Genomic DNA, 19,258 nt, shown 5'->3' with positions numbered 1-19,258 from the left:
AGCCCGGTACAGCACTTTCATCTGGTGGACGCCGCGCGGGTCCCCGCCGGTGGTGCCGCCAGCGCCGGTAGCGTCAGTGGACATGACGGTCGTGCATCCGATCGCCCGGGCCTGGATCACCACTGGCGGCACCGGCGCGCAGAACTATGACGAGTTCGCTGACGACGCGGAGATCACCTCGATCATCGAGGCGAACCCGCACAGTGCCCTCGGCATCGAAATGCCGCACCGGGCGCCGGGCAGCCTGGGCAAGTCCTTCCTCGACGCGCTGCCGGACTCGGTGGCCCGCCTCGCCGAGGCCAAGGCCGACGGCAGCTACACCCCCGCCGAGCAGGTGGTGGTGCTGTACCGGATCAGCGCCCCCGACGAGGCCCCGGCGTACGGGCTGTTCGCGATGGTGGACACCGACCAGATCTCCACCCGGGCCGACGAGCCGGGCCTGGTCATCCGCAACGAGGACGTCTTCATCGCGAAGGTGCGCGAGCGGGTGGCGCTTGCCGAGGCGCTCGGTCACCTGCTCTCACCCGTACTCCTGTTGCAGACCGGAAGCGGCGACGAGCTGCACACCGCGCTCGCGGCGGCGACCGAGACGGCCGGCGTGCCCGCCGCGACGGACACCGACCAGGCGGGGCGCACCCACGCCATCTGGCTGATCGGCCCTGGGCCGGAGCAGGACACGCTCACCGCCCTCGCCGGCGGGGGCGAACTTGTCGTCGCCGACGGCAACCACCGCAGCCTGGCCGCCCAGACCGGTGGGCTGCCGCGCTTCCTGGCCGTGGTGACCACCCCCGCGTCGGTGGCCATCCAGCCATACAACCGCCTGGTCAGCGAGCTGACCACCACCTCCGCCGAGCTGCTCGACCGGCTGCGCGCAGCCGGCGCGGAGGTCGAGCCGATCGACGGCCCGGTCGAGGTCCCGGCGGCCGGCGGCACCGTCCATCTCCGGCTCGCGGGCCAGGGGTACGCGGTGCGGCTGCCCGCCACCGCCGCCGACCGGCTGGAGAACCTGGACCACGCCCAGGTCGAGCGACTGCTGCTGCGCGACGCGTTGGGGCTGGAGCCGGGCGACAAGCGGATCACCTACGTCGGCGGTGACTACCCGGCGAGCTGGCTCACCGGTGAGGTCGACGCCGGCCGGGCCGAGCTGGCCATCCTGATCGCACCGGTGACGGTGGAGGACTTCGTCGCGGTGAACCTGGCCCGGGAGAAGATGCCCCGCAAGAGCACCTGGTTCACCCCGAAGGCGCGCGGCGGTCTGGTGGTCGCGGAGCTGCCGCACTGAGCGGTGACCCGCGCACCCGTGTGACATACCCGGCTCGGGGACGCCGCCCATGCGGCGTCCCCGACACCGGCCTGACAGACTGCGCGGTATGCGCGTCTACCTGGGATCCGATCACGCCGGTTTCGAGTTGAAGGTGCACCTGGCCAACTACTTGGCCAAGCAGGGGTACGACGTGGTCGACGTCGGCCCGCACAACTACGATCCCGACGACGACTACCCGACCTTCTGCCTGCACACCGGCGACCGGGTGGTGGCCGACGAGAATTCTCTCGGCGTTGTCATCGGCGGGTCCGGCAACGGTGAGCAGATCGCCGCGAACAAGATCGCGGGCGTACGCGCCGCACTGGCCTGGAGCGTCGAGACCGCGGAGTTGGCCCGCCAGCACAACAACGCGAACGTGGTAGCCGTCGGTGCCCGCCAGCACACCCTGGACGAGGCCACCGCCATCGTCGAGGCGTTCCTGAACACCCCGTTCTCCGGCAACGAGCGGCACGCACGGCGTATCGACCAGGTCGGCGAGTACGAGCGGACCCGGCAGCTGCCCGACCTGCCCTGACCTGCTCGCGGGCTACCGCTGACCGTGCCTGCGCTGACCGGCTCGGCGCGGTCAGCGTGGCGCGCGGGGGAGGTCCTCGCGGGGCACCCAGTTCCGCCGCACGACCACCACCCGGGCTTCCGCCTCGGCGAGGTCGGCGTCGGTGGGCCGTGCCGCGTCCCGGGCCCGCAGCGCGGCGCTCAGCCCCACCTGGGACGAGCCGGAGCCGACCAGCCCGCGCAGGCCCCGCTCCCCGTCACGCTCGTCACCGTTGCCGTTGCGGCGGCGCGGTGGCGGTGGCGAATCCACGCCGTCGTGCACACCGGCCGTGCTGACCGTCGAGCCGTCGACGCCCGGCCCGGCCGGGTCGGGGGCGATCTGGTGCCGCAGCCGTCGCCTGCGTCGGTCCGGGTCACCCATCAGTCGACCGTACCCCGGCCGGAGGCGTATCCGACACCTGGTGCCGGTCCGCGACGTACGGGATTCGGCGACCGATTTGCCGGCTGGCTACCCTCGGGTTCAGGCGGTGTTGGTGCCGCCGGTCAGGGGGAGGACAAGATGGCAGACCAGACGCAGCCGTGGGCGGAGCGAACCGTGGAGGTGCCACCGCAGGCCGGCGTCGGTGTGCCGCCACAGCGGGACGGTTTCCGCCGTGGTGTGGCGCCGGTGGGTCAGCCCGCCAACCCGCGTACCGTGCCGTTCCCGGTTGTCGGGCAGGAGCCGACCGGGACGGGCTGGCCGGGTGAGCAGGCACCGCGCCGGCCGTTGAGCTGGCGGCTGGCGCAGCTACGTCGCGGCGGCGAGTGGAGCGCGGCGGGTGGCCTGTTCGCGTTCGTCTGCTGGGGGATCTGGGCGCTCTCCGGTCAGGGTGACCTGTCGGGCCCGCTGCTGGTGCTGGTGTTGAGCCTGCTGGTGGCTGTCGGCCTGTTCGCGCTGTTCCGGTTGATCGGCCGGATCGTGCTGGAGCGGCAGCTCGGACGGGTCCGGCGTACCGCTCGGGGTGCCCATCTGGCGACCGCCGTCTTCCTCGTCGGTCTTGGCGTGGCGTGGCTCCAGCAGACCGAGTGGGTCGTCTCCGCCTGGAACTGGATCTCCACGAACACCTGATCCGGCGTACGCCCGGGCGGGCGGGCTCTCGCCGCCCGCCCGCGCGACACCGGTCGTCTCCCCACCAGGCAGTGCGGCTGCTTACCCGGCCGGCCACGGTTCATCCGTGGCCGGCCGGTCCGATTGGTGCCGTCGATGTGTCGGTCAGTGGCTGCCGTCGGTCAGTGGCTGCCGCCGTGCCCCTCGGCGTCGGCGCGGGGCGAGACGACCCGGGCGGCCGGGTCCTCGACGCCGGGCTCGCCGCCGTCGGGCGCGACCATCCCGTCGTAGTTGTAGAGCGGCCCACCGTCGTCGTGCTGCTTGGTGGTCCGGATGTAGCGGTGCATCATGCCGTCGATTTCGATCTCTACGAGGGCGTCTCCACCGGTGTCGTGGGTGCTGCCGTCCCGGGGGCCGCCGATCAGGTGTGCGGTGCTCTTCGTCTCCATGAGGACAGGCCGTACCCGACGGCAACCAGCCGGAAACAGCCGAAATGCCACCAGGCGGTGCCGCGCCCACTGTCGGACGCGGCACCGACTGAGGCTCAGCCCTGGGCGGCTGCGTAGTCGCGGGCCACCCGGACCAGCTCGACAAGCCCGCCGGCGTACTCCTGGGATTCGCCGTGTGCCTCGTCGAACGGCGGCTGGAAGCCGACGCCCTCCCACTCGCCTGTCGTCGGGTTCCACCTGTCGTTGCCGACCTCGAAGTCCCAGGCGAAGATGCCCAGCTCGTAGTAGAGCTGGTCGGCGGAGTTGCCGGCGGCGGAGTAGAGCACGTCGGCGACCGGGCCGGTCTGCGACGGCCAGGTCACGGTGCCGCGTTCCTGCGCGATGGCACCGACGATCCGTCGGGCGCTGTTGAGGAACAGCGTCGACTCGTCGATCGACGGCCGGGGAAGTGTGATCCGCCCGTCGGCCCGGTACGCCCCCGGCGGCCACATGAAGTACCCGCCGTAGGAGTGCACGTTCATCGCGAACTTGATGTTGGTGTGGGCCTTGGCGAGCGCGATGACGTTGCTGCTCTCGGCCTCGGACAGCTCAGCCGTGCCGGCGTAGGTGCCGGACAGGCAGTTGGCGCTGGCGCCCACGTACCCGTCGAAGTACGACCCGACCGTGTAGTTGCGGTTGAGGTCGACGCCCCACGAGTTGCGGTTCTTCGGGTCGCGCGCCGGCCCGGTGCAGTGGTTGACCAGGTTCTTGCGCTGGAAGTTGTAGTCGTTGAACGAGTAGTTCGCGCCATCCGGGTTGACGGTCGGGATGACGAAGATGTCCACCTGTTCCAGCAGTTCACGGGTCGCCGGGTCGGTGCGGTAGTTGGCAAGCATCCGCTCGGCGAACTCAAGCGTCACAAGCGGCGTGGCCCACTCCCGGGCGTGTTCCTGGGAGTACGCGAGCACGCCGACCCGGGAGCCGTCCCGGTGTACGCCGAGGCGCAGCGCCTGCACCGTCCACGGCTTCGCCGGCACCTCGGTGCCCTGGAGGCCGTCGTCGAGCCGGGCGGGGCCGGCGACCGGCATGGGCAGCCCGGCCGAGCCGTCCTCGACGGTGGCCCGGAACCGGTTCGGTTGCCGGGCGTTGATCGCCGCAGCGACCTCGTCGGTGGTGCTCACCGTCTTGCCGGCGGTATCGGTGGCGAGTGAGACCGTGAGGACCCGGTCGCGGTAGCCGACCGTCAGCGGCCGGTTCCGCCGGCCCGGGTCGACGGTCCGCACCTGCACGCCGTTCATGTTCTGGTCGCCGAAGCGGACCGACTCGACGACCACGGCGGCGACCGCCGGGTCACCGAGGTACGCGGCGGCGGTGCGCCGGTAGCCCTGGGTCTTGTTCGGCAGGTCGATGACGTCCACCAGGTCCCGGTACTGGCGGGCCAGCCGCTTGATCCGCGCCTGGATGTCCACAGGCGTCAGGTACGCGTCGATGAAGTCCTTCTGGTAGCCGGCGGGCAGCGGCGGCGGGGTGGCGTTCGGCCAGAGCGCCGGAGTGACCATCCGGCTGACCCCGCCGAGGCTGGAGGTGGCGGTCAACTGGACCGGGCGGCTCGGCACCGGCTGGGGGAGGTTGTAGTGGTACTGGTACTCACCCGAGTCCTCGAACCGGTAGAGCGGAAACGACCCGGTGGCGCCGTCGGCCGTCCGCCAACTGACGGTGATCTCCACGTCCGGGTCGTCGGTGGCTGTGGTGGCCACCTGGGCCTGCAGGAACGTCTGACCACCGGTCGTCCACCAGTACGCCTGCTGTACCTGGAGGGTGTCGACGGCGGCGGCGGTGGTCCGCTCGCCCGCGGTGGCCGACGGTGCGCGCAGCCCGGCGGCGGTGCGGGCCTGTGCCGCGCGGACGCTGTCGGCGAAGTGCCGACTGCCGTCCCCGGCGCGCTGCACGATCTGCACGGCTGTCGCGCCCTGTGCGGTCAGGTCGGCGAGCTGCGCGCCGGTGAGCACCAGGTCGGCGAGGATCCGCCCGTCGCGGGCCCTGGGCCGGTTGGCGAGGTCCGCGCCGCTGGCGACCAGCCGGTCGAGTTGAGCCTGATCGCGCAGCTGCACCCGTACCAGAGCGGTTTCGGTGGTGGTCAGGGTGATGGGTGCGGGCGCGGTGGGTGCCGCGGTGGCCGGACCGGGGTGGGACAGTGCCGCGCTGATCAGGATCGCTGTGGTGGCGGCAGCTGTCCACCGTCGTCGGACGATCATGTGCCCTCCTGACGGACGTCGATGTCACTGTTCCTCACACCAGTGCACGGATCGACACCTGTCAAGTGATCTGGGGGCACCCGCAGCGGGTCAACCGCCCTGTGCGGCGGTGGGCTGCGGGTGGAGGCGGGCGCGGTGCATGCCGCGTCGGACCGCCACGACCACCGCCAGCACCAGGCCAGCGACCACACCGGTGCTGGTCACACCTAATGCCGCAAGGCTGCCCATAGCGGTGTCCTGGGGACCGTAGAAGCGTGGCGGATCACCGATCGAGAGGGCCGGTTGCGGGCCGGCCCCGGCCGCCGTGCAGATCACCTCGTACCTGCCGGCTGGCCTGGCGTGAAGCGTGAGCAGGCCGCGCCACTGGCCGTCGTCCACCTTGGCGCCCGCGACCAGCACCTTTGTCTGTCCGAATTCGACCATTTTCCCGCCGTCCTTCGGGGACGCCGCACATTCGACGTCAGGAGGTCGCCCATCGGCCGTCCTGAACCACACCATCTTTTCGTCAGAGAGCTGCACAGTGACAGGCTGGCCGAGCGTGAGGGGCTGTCCCAGGTCACCTTCGGAAAGAAAGACGAACAGCAACACCCCGACGGCGGCCACCGCGCCACCAACGGGAATCAGTGCCGCGATGAAGAACCAGATGCGGCGGGGCCGCAGTTCTACGGGACTGATGACCGGAGCGGGAGTCATGGCGAGATCATGGACGATGAGCGGGCGCAGCAACAGGGGGTGTGCTGGCGGCCGCGGTGAAGGCCGTGACTATCCCGAAGCGGGGATCGAAGGCCCGAACGAGCGGTTGCGACGCGGCCCCTCACCGGCCTGCTGCGCCTCGGGGAGCAGGCGGAGGTGGCCACCCGCCTCGACGACACCGCGTCGCTGGTGCGGGCCATCGCCCGGGAGGCCGTTCGCCGCGTCGGCATCGACGCCCGGGCGCGGTACCAGGCGTCGATCAGCGACCCGGAGCCCACTCCGGGTGCGATCGCCGGGTTCAGCGAAACCGCGTCGGAGTCCGACGCGCACCTGCTCGACGGACTTCTCACCCACCCGGCCGCGAAGATCCGCGCTGCGGCCGTACGCGGCCACCGCCAACTCGGCGTGGTGGACGCCCACCAGCTCACGCCACTGCTGACGGACCCGTCACCGTCGGTCGTCCGCGAGGCCGTCAACGCCCTACGACCCGTCGCGGCAACCCTTGCGGCGGAGCTGCCCTGGCAGTTGCTCGCCGGGTCGCGCGTGGAGTTGCGGCGCGCGGGCTACCGGCTGCTCGGCACCCGGGACGTACCCGAGCGGTTGCGTGCCGCCCTGCTGCTGGCCGTCGACCCGGATCCGGGGCTGGCCCCGACGGGGCCGCGCCGAGCTCACCCGGCTCGTGCGGGACGCCGCGGATGACCGGACCCCGGCGGCACTGATGTCGCTCCGGCGGACGCTGACCGGCACACGCCTCGGCTCCTGTCGATGCCCCGCGTGGTGGCATCGACTGTTGTAGGGTGCGCGCCGTGGGATACCTGGTGACGCCCTCGGGCCGTCTGCACCTCTCGCAGTCGGACGACGCCGCCGCGGTCGGCGCGGCCGGGGCGGCGATGGCTGCCCGAGACGGCTGGTTTGCGCCGGACGCGGCTCCGTCAACCACCACACTGGCCGACCTGGCCGAGGCCGCCGGAGCGTCGATCACGCGCGACGGAGACTGGATCGAGTTCGGCCACGACGACGCGGGAGACCCCAAGTGGTCGGCCCAGGCCACGGCCTTCTACGTCGCGATCGCGCCGTTCGTCCGCCGAGGTACCGTCCACATCGAAGGTGAGGACGGCGCTTCCTGGTCCTACACCTACGCTGACGGGCAGGTCACTCAACAGGGCTGGAACGGTTGGGACGGATCGGTCGAGCCGTTCGGCGAGAGTGTCGACCCTGGAACGTCCGCAGACCCGTCCCGGTCCGACCGCTGATTGGTCCGTTCGTGGTACGCGCCGAAGTCGAAGAAGCACCTACCGTCCACCGACAACTCGTCGGCGATCTCCTCTCGCGTCCACGGATGGTCGGAGTAGTCGTCCATTGCGAAACCGCCCCGAGCGAGCAGCGCCAACGTCAGACGGCGTACCTCCGCTGTCCCGTCGACCCGGCCCGAGACATCAACCTGAACCGCCCACCCGGGTAGCCGGCCGCACGCTTGACTCAGCCCTCGCACGGCCGTCGGCTCCCAGTCCGCGTACAGGTGTTCGCCTGCACTGGTCAGCTCCCCGTACAGGCACCCGTCCACCAGCCACGGATTCCTCTGGCCCGGAGACAACCGGTCGAGCAGAGCGACGACGGAAGCCTGCTCCGATTCCGGAAAGACGAAGACGGTACGCACGGCAGGAGCGTCGCACACGTCAGCCCATCCGACGGGACGGGTCTGCACGACTGCCGGCTTCGCGCTCGCCACGGCAAGATCCGCAGCGGGGGAGAAGTAAACGGGCCGGCGGGTAACCCGAGCCCTGATGATCTCGCGCCTCGCGGCAGCTGCACGCACATGATGTTGAGCGTCCGCGCTTGCGGGTTTGGTCAGGCACAAGCTACGGCATAGCCAAGGACCACGGCGGCGGACACGACGACGTGGCCTGGGGCGAGGTCCTGGGCGCTCGTCGCGGCGGCCTCGGCGTGGCCGCGGTAGCGGGCAGCGCCCGGCTGTTCCGGGTCGATGTCCTCAATGTGCAGGACCGCACCGATGCGTACGCTGGCGGCCTCGGCGTACAGCTCGGCCTTTGCCCGGGCCGCCGCCACTGCCTGGCGCCGAGCCTCGGCCCGCAGTTCGCGCTTGCCTGTGACGTCGAAGTCGACGCCCTCGATCTCGTTGGCACCCGCCGAGACGATGTCGATCAGCAGTGGTTCGACGTCGTCCAGTACGCCGGACTGGACCGCAAAGGCCGCCTGGCACTGGTAGCCGATGAACCTGCGTGACCCGTCCGCGTATTCGGTGGCTGTCTTCAGGTCCAGGCGCGAACCCTCGACCGCCGCGTCGGCTATTCCATGCTCGCGCAGTGCGCCGCGCACGGCCCGCACGGCTGTACGGGCCGCCTCGAACGCGGCGGCCGGGGTCTGCTCCAGCCGTACGATCTTGAACCTTACGCGCACAAGATTCGGTAGCGCCTTCACGCTCGCCGCACCGAACGCGGTGATGCCCCAGGGGCGTTCCACCATCTGCATGAACGTCGATCCAACCAGACTGTCTTCCGCCCCGTGCTCCCGGTACGCCAACCACCTGACCGACTGCGCGGACGCCAGGTACACGACGTCCCCCAGGGGATGTCGGCCTTACGCGATATGGGGTTCGCGCGGGCCGCGGATGTCACCCGACACCTCATACTCAACGTGACTCGACGGCGACGAGGAGGCTCGCGTGGGGGAGCTCAACACCCAGGACGTCAACGTCGTGAAACGCCTCGCCACCGTCGCCGCCATCGTCGGCATCGTAATGGTCGGCTGTGGGGTGGGAACCCTGCTGATACCCCTGTCGGGTGCCGACTCTCCTGAACCAGGGGCTCCGGTGCCGCCGGAACGACCTGAGGGCCTGGACCCAGGGGCACCAACGGCGAAACCCACGCCGGAGCCAAAGCAGAGCGAATACCTGAACGCCCTCCTCACCGACCGGGCCGCCCTCTACAGCGGCAACGCCAGCGCCCGCCTGCGACAGCAGGTCGAAGTCGGTGAATCATTCCCCGTCGCCCTCGCCGTGTGCGCCCCCGGCGACATCCCCTGCACCGTCAACCCATTCGAACCACCACAGCAACCGCCCAAGAACCCCACCCGTCCAGCTCAGGCGGAGGAGTTGGGCAGCGTGCCGGTCGGCGGCCGAGTGCAGGCGGAACTGTCCTGGTACGGCAGTGACGCAACAGTCAGAGCCAGCAGCCCACCGGAGCAGGTCATAGCCGCCCCCGGTGATGTTGCTGAGTGGCGCTGGTCGGTGCAGGCCGGCGCGAACCCGGGGCGGCTGATTTTCCAGATCAGCGTGACAAGCCTGAGGGGCGACAGCAACGTACCGCTGTTCCCCACCCGCTACTTCGACCTTGACGTGGAGGTGACGGACACGGTCCAGAACCGCACCAGCGTGATCGTGGCCGCGCTGAACCGCTTTGTGGTTGGTGCAGGGTCGGGGATGGCCGCGCTGGGCGCCACGATCGTCGCCTATCTGACGTATCGGCGTGCGCGGCAGGAGCGAGATGGCAAGCGTGCCGCCGAGCAGGGGTCGGGCGATGACGGGGGCGGGCGATGACGGGGGCGGGCGGGAGGCCGGTCTATCGCTGCGGAAGCGCCGCCGCCGGCCACGAAAGCCTGGCCGGGGCGAGACCTGATCCCAGCACCGCCGCAGCAAGCGCGCGGATCGCCGCCCGCCGCGGGCGCGACGTTGACCCAGGCGCTCGCGGGTGCGCGTCCGGCGTGATGTGACACCGCGTGTGATAGATCAGCGGCACGAAGGCCGATCGCCAACGACCACGGTTGAGCCGGCGGTCGCCCAGCTGCGTCTCGTGCCCGCTCGTGACCGCTACGTGCCCCGGTTACTGGCCCATGGATGGCCCATCCTGGGCATGCTCCCGGCGCGGTTGCGGGATCTCCTCGCGCAGCCCTCGTGGTGTCTGACCGAGGAGATCCCGCTACCCCCGTCCGTTGCTGATCTCTGAGGGAAGGCCGGGGTTCGGGGCGGAGCCCCGAAGGTCTAACCGCCCGCTAGGCTCCTCGCCTCAACATCAGAGCGCGGGAGCGTGCGTGATCAAGCTGGTCAGGACCAAGAAGTCCGCGTGCCGCTGTCGGCCCCGGTGGCCGGCTCTCGTTACGGAGATGAACGGTCATGTCATGCCGTGCCAACCATCCGAGCACGGCAGTCCGATGACCAGGCTCTTGGAACTGTCAGCCCGGTGCGCCGAATGCTCCGCGACCTACCCGGGCAACTTCATCATCGAACCAGGCACGCCGCCTCCGTTCGAATGGGCGCACGAGCCTGAGAACACCGTGTGCTCCTGCGAGCCGCGGTGGCCGAAGCTGATGGTCAAGCTGCGCGGCCAGTGGTACCTCGGCTACCCAGGTACGGACGGCCAACTGGTAGTTGACGGCGCAGAGGGAGCCTTCTGTGATAGCTGCGGAGCCCGCTTTCTGGGGGCCATGGTGGTCGACCTCGATGATAGGTCGCACCTCGAAGATCCTCACGAGACGTAGCAAGTGTGGCCAGCCGGCCCGGCCGATGCCGGCCGGAGGTCGCCAGCAGGCCGGGGCCGGGCCGGCGCGGCCCGCTTGCGGGCCGCCTTGACCGCCGCCGCCGCTGACGCCCTGGTCTTCACCGGCGACAAGGGCGCGCTGCGGCGATCCGGCAACTTCGGCCGTGCGGTCAAGTGGCCATGGACCGGCGGATCGCCCGGCAGGTCCGGCGCAAGGGCAGCCAGAACAGCTAATGGCCCACGGATGGCCCGCAAGATCGAAGCGGGGGAGTGGTCGACCGGCCCAGGATCGGGGGATATCGCCCCTGGCCTGGGCCGGAGGACATTGGAGCGGGCGACGGGAATCGAACCCGCACCGTCAGTTTGGAAGACTGAAGCTCTACCATTGAGCTACGCCCGCGCACACCCCGCCGAAACGGGGCGCGCCGACAGCGTACCCAATGCCTGAGACCCGCGTGCAGCCGCGCCACCGCGTTGCGGCGGTGCATGGTGGCCGCGTCGCGTCTCCATCCACGCCCAAGATCCGCGCAACTTCAGGGATGTAGGGGCCTCCGCGCGCCGCGAGGCCACACTTTCCCCGAAGTTGCGCGGATCTTGCGCCCGCGCCCCGCGCCCCCGGGTGGTTCGCGATCTTTTGGGGAATCTGTCCCGGTGGGGACGCCCCGGCACCGCTCGCGGGGCGGCGACGGCATAGACTGCACGTCGCCACGGGGTGTGGCGCAGCTTGGTAGCGCACTCGCTTTGGGAGCGAGGGGCCGTGGGTTCAAATCCCGCCACCCCGACTGTCGTCAGCGCCTGGGTCGCCCCGGGCGCTAGTGGCCGGCCGCGCCGGCTCGCCTACACTCGATGGGCCAATCGAAGGCCCAGACTAAAACCAAGATCCGTCAAGGAGTACGCCTGTGAAGAGCACCGTCGAGACTCTGAGCCCGACGCGCGTGCGGCTCGCCATCGAGGTGCCGTTCGTCGAGCTCGAGCCGAGCCTCAAGAAGGCGTACCGGGAGATCGGTTCGCAGGTCCAGGTTCCGGGCTTCCGCCGGGGCAAGGTGCCGACCGCGGTCATCGACCAGCGGGTGGGCCGGGGCACCGTCCTCAACGAGGCGGTCCAGGACGCCATCCCGGAGAACATCCTCGCCGCCGTGCGGGAGCACGACCTGAAGACGCTTGGTCGTCCGGAGGTCGAGATCACCGAGTTCAACGACGGTGACTCGCTGAACTTCACGGCCGAGGTCGACGTCCGCCCGGAGATCACCCTGCCCGACGCGAGCACCATCGAGGTGACCGTCGACGAGCTGCAGATCGACGAGAGCGAGATCGACGAGCAGGTGAAGAACCTGCGGGAGCGGTTCGCCACCCTCAAGACGGTCGAGCGGGCCGCGGCCGAGGGCGACTACGTGCAGATCGACCTGAACGCGACCGTCGACGGTGAGGACGTGCCCGGCGGTCAGGCCAGCAACATCTCCCACGAGGTGGGCAGCAAGCAGCTCCTGCCGGGCCTGGACGAGGCAGTGGTCGGCCTCGCTGCCGGCGACAGCACCACCTTCACCACCCAGTTGGTCGGCGGCGACTTCGCCGGCCGGGACGCCGACGTGGCGGTGACCGTGCGCACGGTCAAGGAGAAGGAGCTGCCGGAGCTGAACGACGACTTCGCCCAGATGGCGAGCGAGTTCGACACGATCGAGGAGCTGCGCGGCGACCTGCGGGCCCGGGTCACGCAGGGCAAGCAGGTCGAGCAGATCTACGCCGCCCGGGACAAGGCGCTGGCGCAGCTGGTCGAGGCCGCCGAGGTGCCGGCGCCGGAGGGTGTCATCCGCGAGGAGGTCGCCAGCCGCAAGCAGGCCATGGTCGACCAGCTGGAGCGGATCGGCGCCTCCCTGGAGGAGTACCTCGCCGCCGAGGAGAAGACCGAGGAGCAGATCGACGCCGAGCTGACCGAGGCGGCCACCGAGGGCGTCAAGGTGCAGCTCCTGCTGGACACGCTTGCCGACGCCGAGGACGTGCAGGTCTCCGACGACGAGTTCGGTCACGAGATCGTGCACCGGGCGCAGCGCGCCGGGATGGCTCCGCAGCAGTACTACGACCAGCTGGTGCGCTCCGGCGCTGCCGCCGCGGTCTTCGGTGACGTGCGCCGGGGCAAGGCGCTCGCCGCCGTCATGGAGCGGATCACGATCAAGGACTCGGCCGGCAACGAGGTCACCCTGGACGCGCTGCGCGCAGCCAACGAGGCGGAGCACAACCACGAGCACTGATCGTCGGGTGCGGCCGCCGTCCGCCGCTGCGCGGTGCACGGCGGCCACACTTATTCCGGGGTACGCCCGGAAGCCCGCGCCGCGGGTGCGCCCGACCCAACTGCGCTGAGAGCGAACAGTGCCCCGACCGGGACTCTGCCGCCTCTGGTAGCGGTTAGTGTCGGGAAAGACGGTACGGAGAGCGAAGGGCTGCCATGACCGACATGCACATCCCAACGACGTCGCGCCGGGCGATCGATGCCCGCGGTGGCGACTCGATTGGCAACCTCGACGACTCGGTCTACAACCGGTTGCTCAAGGAACGCATCATCTTCCTGGGCAGCGAGGTGACCGACCAGGTCGCCAACCGCATCTGCGCGCAGCTGCTGCTGCTCGCCGCGGAGGACCCGGACCGCGACATCAACCTGTGGATCAACTCGCCGGGTGGCTCGGTCTACTCCGGCATGGCGATCTACGACACCATGCAGTTCATCGACAACGACGTGTCGACCGTGGCGATGGGCATGGCTGCCTCGATGGGCCAGCTGCTGCTCTGCGCGGGCACCAAGGGCAAGCGGTACGCGCTGCCGCACGCCCGGATCATGATGCACCAGCCGTCCGGTGGTCTGGGCGGCACGGCGTCCGACATCGCCATCCAGGCGGAGCAGATGCTCTACACGAAGCGCATGTTCCAGGAGCGGGTCGCGCACCACACCGGCCAGAGCCAGTCGCAGATCGAGGCGGACTCGGACCGGGACCGTTGGTTCACCGCCCAGGAGGCCATGGACTACGGCTTCATCGACAAGGTGATCATCGGGGCCGCTCAGGTTCCGGATGGCGCCGGGACCCTGAGCTGAGGAGCTGACGATGACCGATCTGAGCTTGCCGCCCCAGTTCGCGGCCGTGCACAACCGTTACGTCCTCCCGTCGTTCGTCGAGCGCACGTCGTACGGGGTCAAGGAGTCCAACCCGTACAACAAGCTCTTCGAGGACCGGATCATCTTCCTCGGTGTGCAGGTGGACGACGCGTCGGCAAACGACGTGATGGCCCAGCTGCTCACGCTGGAGGGCACCGACCCGGACCGCGACATCATCATGTACATCAACTCGCCGGGTGGCTCGTTCACGGCCATGACGGCGATCTACGACACCATGCAGTACGTCCGCCCGGACATCTCCACGGTGTGCCTCGGGCAGGCCGCCAGCGCGGCTGCGGTGCTGCTGTCGGCGGGCACCGCTGGTAAGCGGATGGCTCTTCCGAACTCGCGGATCATCATCCACCAGCCGGCCACCGAGGGCGGCTACGGGCAGGGCTCGGACATCGAGATCCAGGCTCGGGAGATCCTGCGGATGCGGACGCAGCTGGAGGACATGCTGTCCCGCCACTGCAACCGCCCGATCGAGCAGGTTCGCAAGGACATCGACCGTGACAAGATCATGACGGCCGAGGAGTCCAAGGAGTACGGGCTGGTCGACACCATCCTGACCAGTCGTAAGAAGGGCCTGCTGGCTGCCAACGCGGCCAGCTGACTCAGCACCGGGTCAGAGGTTGGCCGGGGCACCCGTTCCCGGCCGACCTCTGACACACCCGTTTTGGGGGTCGGAGAATGCCCCGTCAGCGGGTAACGTCGGGTCCGTACCGCTTCGCCGGTTGGGCCGGTGAGGTGAACCAAGCCGGGCGGCGCGCAGCGTCCGCAGGTCAGGGCCGGGTCTCCGGCCGATGAGTGCAGGGAGAACGTAGGTGGCACGGATCGGTGACGGCGGCGACCTACTGAAATGCTCCTTCTGCGGCAAGTCGCAGAAGCAGGTAAAGAAGCTCATCGCGGGCCCAGGGGTCTACATCTGCGACGAGTGCATCGATCTCTGTAACGAGATCATCGAAGAGGAGCTGGCCGAGTCCGGCGAGGTGAAGTGGGAAGAGCTTCCCAAGCCGATGGAGATCTGCCAGTTCCTCGACAACTACGTCGTGGGGCAGGACCAGGCGAAGAAGGCGCTCGCCGTCGCGGTCTACAACCACTACAAGCGGATCCAGGCTGAGGCGGCCGGTGCGCCGGGCTCCGGCAATGATGCCGTCGAGCTGGCCAAGTCCAACATCCTGCTACTCGGCCCGACGGGTTGCGGTAAGACCCACCTGGCGCAGACGCTCGCGCGGATGTTGAACGTCCCGTTCGCCATCGCCGACGCCACTGCGCTGACCGAGGCGGGTTACGTCGGCGAGGACGTGGAGAACATCCTCCTCAAGCTGATCCAGGCCGCTGACTACGACATCAAGCGCGCCGAGACCGGCATCATCTACATCGACGAGGTCGACAAGATCGCCCGTAAGTCGGAGAACCCGTCGATCACCCGGGACGTCTCCGGCGAGGGCGTGCAGCAGGCACTGCTCAAGATGCTCGAAGGCACTGTGGCGAACGTCCCGCCGCAGGGCGGTCGTAAGCACCCGCACCAGGAGTTCATCCAGATCGACACCACTAACGTGCTGTTCATCTGCGGTGGCGCGTTCGCCGGCCTCGACCAGATCATCGAGTCCCGCACCGGGCAGGGCGGCACCGGCTTCGGTGCCCGGCTGCGGTCGGTGTCCGAGCGGTCGACCGATGACATCTTCAGCCAGGTCATGCCGGAAGACATGCTCAAGTTCGGGCTGATCCCCGAGTTCGTCGGTCGTCTTCCGGTGATCACCAACGTCCGGAGCCTGGACCGCAGCGCCCTGGTGCGGATCCTCACCGAGCCCCGCAACGCCCTTGTGCGGCAATACCAACGCCTCTTCGAGTTGGACGGCGTCGAGCTGGAGTTCGACGAGCCGGCCCTGGAGGCGATTGCCGACCAGGCCATGCTGCGCGGCACCGGCGCCCGTGGCCTGCGGGCCATCATCGAGGAAGTGCTTCTCTCCGCGATGTACGAGGTGCCGAGCAACCCCGACGCCGCCCGGGTGCTGATCACCCGCGAGGTCGTCCTGGAGAACGTCAACCCGACGATCGTTCCGCGCGAGTTCACCGGGCGTCGTGCCCGGCGGGACCGCGAGGAGAAGTCGGCCTGATCCTCCCCGCGTCACGCCGGTCGCGTCAGTCCTGACGCGGCCGGCGTGATCGCGTTCGGCGGTCCCACTCGCCCGACGGGATGACCACCACCATCATCAGTTTCGCTGGCTCGTCGCCGTCGTTGCGGTAGCCGTGCTCCCGGTCGGCGTGGAACTCGATCGTCTCGCCGGCCTGGACTGTGTGGTCCTGCCCGTCGACCCGGACGACAACGGTGCCGGTCAGTACGTGCACCACCTCGCGGGTGCCGCGTGAGTGGTCGGCGGAGCGGTGCGCCTCGCCGGGCTCCAGCCTCCAGTCCCAGAGCTCGACAAGGTCCGGTTCGCCAAGCCCACTGAGCAGGTGGGCGGTACCGCCGTGCTCGCCCTGCCACAGCACCGGCGCCTCCGCAGCGGTGGTGATCTTCACGGCGCGTTCCTCGTCGGGCTCCAGCAGCCGCGCGATGTTGACGCCGAACGCGTCAGCGACCCGGCACAGTGTGCCCACGCTCGGATTGGTGCGCGCGTTCTCGATCTGCACGAGCATCGCCTTGCTCACCCCGGAGCGACCGGCCAACTCCTCGAAGGACCAGCCCCGGGCAGCGCGTAGCTCACGTACCTGCCGGGCCACAGCGGCTGTCACCGCGCCCACCCGGCCTGCGGCCTCGGTCATCAAACTATCCTTCACGGTCACTATTATGGTACGACTGACGCATGCTGCCCATTGTCCTCGCCGCCGTGTCGGCGGTCGCGTTCGGCGTCGCCGACTTTTCCGGTGGAAAGGCGTCCCGCCGGGCCGACCCGATCGCTGTGACAGTGGTCTCCCAACTGCTTAGCGTCCCGCTGCTGATCGTTCTGGTGCTCGTCGTACCCGGAACCCCGACCGTCGGCGACATCGCCTGGGGCCTGCTCGCCGGCGTTGCCGGCGCGGGCGGCGTCATGCTGCTGTACCGGGCGCTCGCCGGCGGGATGATGGCCGTCGTGGCACCGGTCACCGCGATCACCGCCGCCGTCGTGCCGATCGTCGCCGGCCTGTTCACCGCGGCCTTCCCAGGTGCGCTGGCGCTCACCGGCGCCGGTCTCGCGGTGGTGGCGATCGCGCTTGTCAGCCTGGGTGAGCGCGGCGGCGGAGCTGCCGTCCCGGTACGGCTGGTCGGGCTCGCGCTCGCCGCTGGAGCGCTGTTCGGCGTCTTCTTCACACTGCTGGGCCAGGCCGACGAGAGCGCCGGCATGTGGCCGGTGGCGGCAGTGCGGGCCAGTTCGATCGCGTTCGGCCTCGCGCTGGCCGCCGGCACGGGGGTGCGGCTGCGACTCGGGCGACGGGTGCTGGTGTGGGCTGCCGTCGCCGGCCTGCTCGACAGCGCCGCCAACGCGCTATTCCTGGCTGCCGCCGGCCGTGGGCACCTCAGCATCGTGGCGGCGATCGCCGCGCTGTATCCGGCCAGCACTGTGCTCCTCGCGCTCGCCGTCGACCGGGAGCGCCTGCGGCCGATCCAGGTCGCCGGCCTCGGGTTCGCCGCCGGGGCCCTGGTGCTCGCCAGCATCTGACGCTGTCCGTACCGGCCGTCCCGGCCGTACTCTGGGGTCATGCGCGTCGCAGTCTGCCAGCTGAACGCCCGGGACGACCGCAAGGCAAACCTGGCCGCCGCCGAGGTTCTGCTGGAACGCGCCGCCGCCGGCGGCGCGGACCTGGCCATCCTCCCGGAGTACGTCGACTATCTCGGCCCCGCCGCGCGGATGCCCGAGCCGGAGCCGGTCGACGGCGAGGTGGGCAGCTTCTTCGCCGAGGTCGCGCGGCGGCTCGGCATCTGGGTGGTGGCCGGCTCGTTCCACGAGGTCGGCCCGGACCCGGCGCACACCTTCAACACCTCGCTGGTCTTCGACCGGACGGGCAGCCTGGCCGCGAGCTACCGAAAGATCCATCTGTACGACGTGGAGATCCCCGGACGCGTCTCCTATCTGGAATCCGCGAGTGTCGCGCCCGGCGCCCAACCCGTCGTCGTGGACGTCGAAGGGCTCCGGGTCGGGCTGTCGATCTGCTACGACCTGCGTTTCCCCGAGCTGTACCGGCAGCTCGCCAGCGAGGGCGGCGCCCAGTTGCTCGTGGTCCCGGCGGCGTTCATGCTGCACACCGGCCGCGACCACTGGGAGGTGCTGTTGCGGGCGCGGGCGATCGAGAATCAGTGTTTCGTGGCGGCGGCCGGTCAGACCGGTGACCACGACCCCGGCCGCACCTGCTTCGGGCGCAGCATGGTGATCGACCCCTGGGGGACGGTCCTCACCCAACTGCCGGACGGGTCCGGAGTGGCATTCGCCGACCTCGATCTCGATAGGCTCGCCACGATCCGCGCCGAACTGCCCAGCCTGGCCAACCGCCGACTCTGAGCGGTCACCCCTCCAGCAGGACGCCGATCGTCGCGAGACCGACGATGACCCCGCCGGTCACCAACAGGGCGGTGGTCATCCGGGACCTGCCGCGCCGGGCCAGCTGTCGTACCGAGAGCAGCAGGACGACAAGCACGACGGTGCCGATCACCACCTGCCAGAACGGCAGAAGGAGGCCGAGCAGCGCTTCCTCGGCGAGCACCGTGGCGTCCGGCCCGGGTTCATCCATGCCTGACACTCTGGCACGCCGTTGCGCTCCGCGTCGGGCACCACTCGGTCCTGTGGCCCAGAACCCACGCCGCACTGTGTGCCGTCCGTTGGAGCCTGTGTTCTTTCGGTGGAGAGCAGAGCCCGCGCCGGACGTCGTGAGGTCTTGCGGTCAACCAGTGATGAACCCTGATTTGCCTTCTCGGGACGGCCCGCGTAACTTTCTCTCTGCACGGGGGAGGCCGGACAAACGGGCCAAGACCGGGCGCCAGGCTCGTGGCGGCAACGCCGAGCGAGGCTGGAGATTCGGGCGGTGCGGAACACTCCGGATACGGGGTTGCGGACGCGAAGCCGACCGGGTAGAGTGCTGAAGCCGGCAGGAGCCGGGCGGAGAGCCGCGAAGCGGTGATCGGCCGGTCTGCGGCTTCCCACGACAGTAACGACCACCGGGTACGGTGTGCGTCATCGTGGGTCCCGGACGAACCACAATTGATCGCCTCGGACACGAGGTTGACAATGAAAGTTCGACCAAGTAAGTTTGAGCGGTTGCCCCGAAACGGGAGCCTACGGGTTTCCGGTCGGTGTGTGGTTGTTCTTTGAGAACTCAACAGGGTGCTTTGTAAAGCCAGTGCCAATTATGATTTATACCCCGGACT

At 69.6% G+C, this 19,258-nt stretch carries 19 protein-coding genes and 2 tRNA genes; 13 read left to right on the top strand and 8 right to left on the bottom strand.

Translation table 11 applies throughout. From position 1 onward, the window contains the following. Window positions 1-82 precede the first annotated feature (82 nt). Both ACLQ23_RS28870 and ACLQ23_RS28865 read left to right on the top strand, forming a co-directional pair. Entirely contained in the window at window positions 83-1,282 is a 1,200-nt protein-coding gene (locus ACLQ23_RS28870; RefSeq protein ID WP_355593969.1) for a DUF1015 family protein, read from the top strand. A gap of 88 nt (window positions 1,283-1,370) precedes the next feature. After that, a complete protein-coding gene (locus ACLQ23_RS28865; RefSeq protein ID WP_355593971.1) occupies window positions 1,371-1,838 on the top strand; it encodes a ribose-5-phosphate isomerase in 468 nt (155 codons plus the stop codon). Between the two features lie 51 nt (window positions 1,839-1,889). Here the strand turns inward: ACLQ23_RS28865 and ACLQ23_RS28860 are convergent, their stop codons facing one another. Then, entirely contained in the window at window positions 1,890-2,237 is a 348-nt protein-coding gene (locus ACLQ23_RS28860; RefSeq protein WP_355593973.1) for a hypothetical protein, read from the bottom strand. Window positions 2,238-2,375: 138 nt separating this feature from the next. Between ACLQ23_RS28860 and ACLQ23_RS28855 the strand changes: the two genes are divergently transcribed. Then, on the top strand, window positions 2,376-2,924 hold the full coding sequence (locus ACLQ23_RS28855; RefSeq protein WP_425881374.1) for a hypothetical protein: 549 nt from the start codon (window positions 2,376-2,378) through the stop codon (window positions 2,922-2,924). Window positions 2,925-3,085: 161 nt separating this feature from the next. On the opposite strand, the gene ACLQ23_RS28850 is transcribed toward ACLQ23_RS28855, so the two are convergent. The 3 genes from ACLQ23_RS28850 to ACLQ23_RS28840 form a co-directional block, all read right to left on the bottom strand. After that, a complete protein-coding gene (locus tag ACLQ23_RS28850) occupies window positions 3,086-3,352 on the bottom strand; it encodes a hypothetical protein (RefSeq protein WP_355593977.1) in 267 nt (88 codons plus the stop codon). A gap of 95 nt (window positions 3,353-3,447) precedes the next feature. Then, complete coding sequence (locus tag ACLQ23_RS28845; protein ID WP_425881373.1) at window positions 3,448-5,586, bottom strand: M14 family zinc carboxypeptidase; 2,139 nt, start codon at window positions 5,584-5,586, stop codon at window positions 3,448-3,450. A gap of 90 nt (window positions 5,587-5,676) precedes the next feature. After that, a complete protein-coding gene (locus ACLQ23_RS28840) occupies window positions 5,677-6,312 on the bottom strand; it encodes a hypothetical protein (RefSeq protein ID WP_425881372.1) in 636 nt (211 codons plus the stop codon). A gap of 123 nt (window positions 6,313-6,435) precedes the next feature. Here ACLQ23_RS28840 and ACLQ23_RS28835 point away from each other — a divergent pair, with 123 nt between their 5' ends. Both ACLQ23_RS28835 and ACLQ23_RS28830 read left to right on the top strand, forming a co-directional pair. Next, on the top strand, window positions 6,436-6,978 hold the full coding sequence (locus ACLQ23_RS28835) for a hypothetical protein (protein WP_355593983.1): 543 nt from the start codon (window positions 6,436-6,438) through the stop codon (window positions 6,976-6,978). A gap of 107 nt (window positions 6,979-7,085) precedes the next feature. Beyond that, complete coding sequence (locus ACLQ23_RS28830; protein ID WP_425881371.1) at window positions 7,086-7,532, top strand: hypothetical protein; 447 nt, start codon at window positions 7,086-7,088, stop codon at window positions 7,530-7,532. Between the two features lie 595 nt (window positions 7,533-8,127). Here ACLQ23_RS28830 and ACLQ23_RS28825 read toward each other — a convergent pair. Beyond that, window positions 8,128-8,820 carry an SIMPL domain-containing protein gene (locus tag ACLQ23_RS28825; RefSeq protein ID WP_425881370.1) on the bottom strand — a complete coding sequence of 231 codons (693 nt, stop codon included), beginning with the start codon at window positions 8,818-8,820 and terminating at the stop codon, window positions 8,128-8,130. 142 nt (window positions 8,821-8,962) lie between these two features. Between ACLQ23_RS28825 and ACLQ23_RS28820 the strand changes: the two genes are divergently transcribed. Further along, window positions 8,963-9,835, top strand: coding sequence for a hypothetical protein (locus ACLQ23_RS28820; RefSeq protein WP_425881369.1), 873 nt, complete (start codon window positions 8,963-8,965; stop codon window positions 9,833-9,835). A 1,263-nt stretch (window positions 9,836-11,098) separates the two neighbouring features. On the opposite strand, the gene ACLQ23_RS28815 is transcribed toward ACLQ23_RS28820, so the two are convergent. Further along, a tRNA-Gly gene (locus ACLQ23_RS28815) sits at window positions 11,099-11,172 on the bottom strand. A gap of 308 nt (window positions 11,173-11,480) precedes the next feature. Here ACLQ23_RS28815 and ACLQ23_RS28810 point away from each other — a divergent pair. The 5 genes from ACLQ23_RS28810 (at window position 11,481) to clpX (ending at window position 16,034) form a co-directional block, all read left to right on the top strand. Then, window positions 11,481-11,554: transfer RNA gene (locus tag ACLQ23_RS28810), tRNA-Pro, on the top strand. A 117-nt stretch (window positions 11,555-11,671) separates the two neighbouring features. Continuing rightward, complete coding sequence (gene tig / locus ACLQ23_RS28805) at window positions 11,672-13,018, top strand: trigger factor (RefSeq protein ID WP_355593991.1); 1,347 nt, start codon at window positions 11,672-11,674, stop codon at window positions 13,016-13,018. A gap of 194 nt (window positions 13,019-13,212) precedes the next feature. Further along, a complete protein-coding gene (locus ACLQ23_RS28800) occupies window positions 13,213-13,854 on the top strand; it encodes an ATP-dependent Clp protease proteolytic subunit (protein ID WP_053652979.1) in 642 nt (213 codons plus the stop codon). A gap of 10 nt (window positions 13,855-13,864) precedes the next feature. Then, on the top strand, window positions 13,865-14,527 hold the full coding sequence (locus ACLQ23_RS28795; protein WP_053652978.1) for an ATP-dependent Clp protease proteolytic subunit: 663 nt from the start codon (window positions 13,865-13,867) through the stop codon (window positions 14,525-14,527). A 211-nt stretch (window positions 14,528-14,738) separates the two neighbouring features. After that, on the top strand, window positions 14,739-16,034 hold the full coding sequence (gene clpX / locus ACLQ23_RS28790; RefSeq protein WP_053652977.1) for an ATP-dependent Clp protease ATP-binding subunit ClpX: 1,296 nt from the start codon (window positions 14,739-14,741) through the stop codon (window positions 16,032-16,034). A 25-nt stretch (window positions 16,035-16,059) separates the two neighbouring features. On the opposite strand, the gene ACLQ23_RS28785 is transcribed toward clpX, so the two are convergent. Then, complete coding sequence (locus tag ACLQ23_RS28785; RefSeq protein ID WP_355593994.1) at window positions 16,060-16,683, bottom strand: helix-turn-helix domain-containing protein; 624 nt, start codon at window positions 16,681-16,683, stop codon at window positions 16,060-16,062. A 41-nt stretch (window positions 16,684-16,724) separates the two neighbouring features. Between ACLQ23_RS28785 and ACLQ23_RS28780 the strand changes: the two genes are divergently transcribed. Both ACLQ23_RS28780 and ACLQ23_RS28775 read left to right on the top strand, forming a co-directional pair. Continuing rightward, on the top strand, window positions 16,725-17,558 hold the full coding sequence (locus tag ACLQ23_RS28780; RefSeq protein ID WP_355593996.1) for a DMT family transporter: 834 nt from the start codon (window positions 16,725-16,727) through the stop codon (window positions 17,556-17,558). Between the two features lie 39 nt (window positions 17,559-17,597). Then, window positions 17,598-18,395: a carbon-nitrogen hydrolase family protein gene (locus ACLQ23_RS28775; protein ID WP_355593998.1), complete on the top strand. Its 798-nt coding sequence runs from the start codon at window positions 17,598-17,600 to the stop codon at window positions 18,393-18,395. Between the two features lie 4 nt (window positions 18,396-18,399). Here the strand turns inward: ACLQ23_RS28775 and ACLQ23_RS28770 are convergent, their stop codons facing one another. Continuing rightward, window positions 18,400-18,624, bottom strand: coding sequence for a hypothetical protein (locus ACLQ23_RS28770; RefSeq protein ID WP_355594000.1), 225 nt, complete (start codon window positions 18,622-18,624; stop codon window positions 18,400-18,402). Window positions 18,625-19,258: the final 634 nt, after the last annotated feature.

The sequence above is a fragment of the Micromonospora sp. DT41 genome, from assembly GCF_049841715.1.
GTDB lineage: Bacteria > Actinomycetota > Actinomycetes > Mycobacteriales > Micromonosporaceae > Micromonospora > Micromonospora profundi.
The sequence above is the reverse complement of the archived record's forward strand: the minus strand, read 5'-3'. Positions and strand labels throughout refer to the sequence as shown.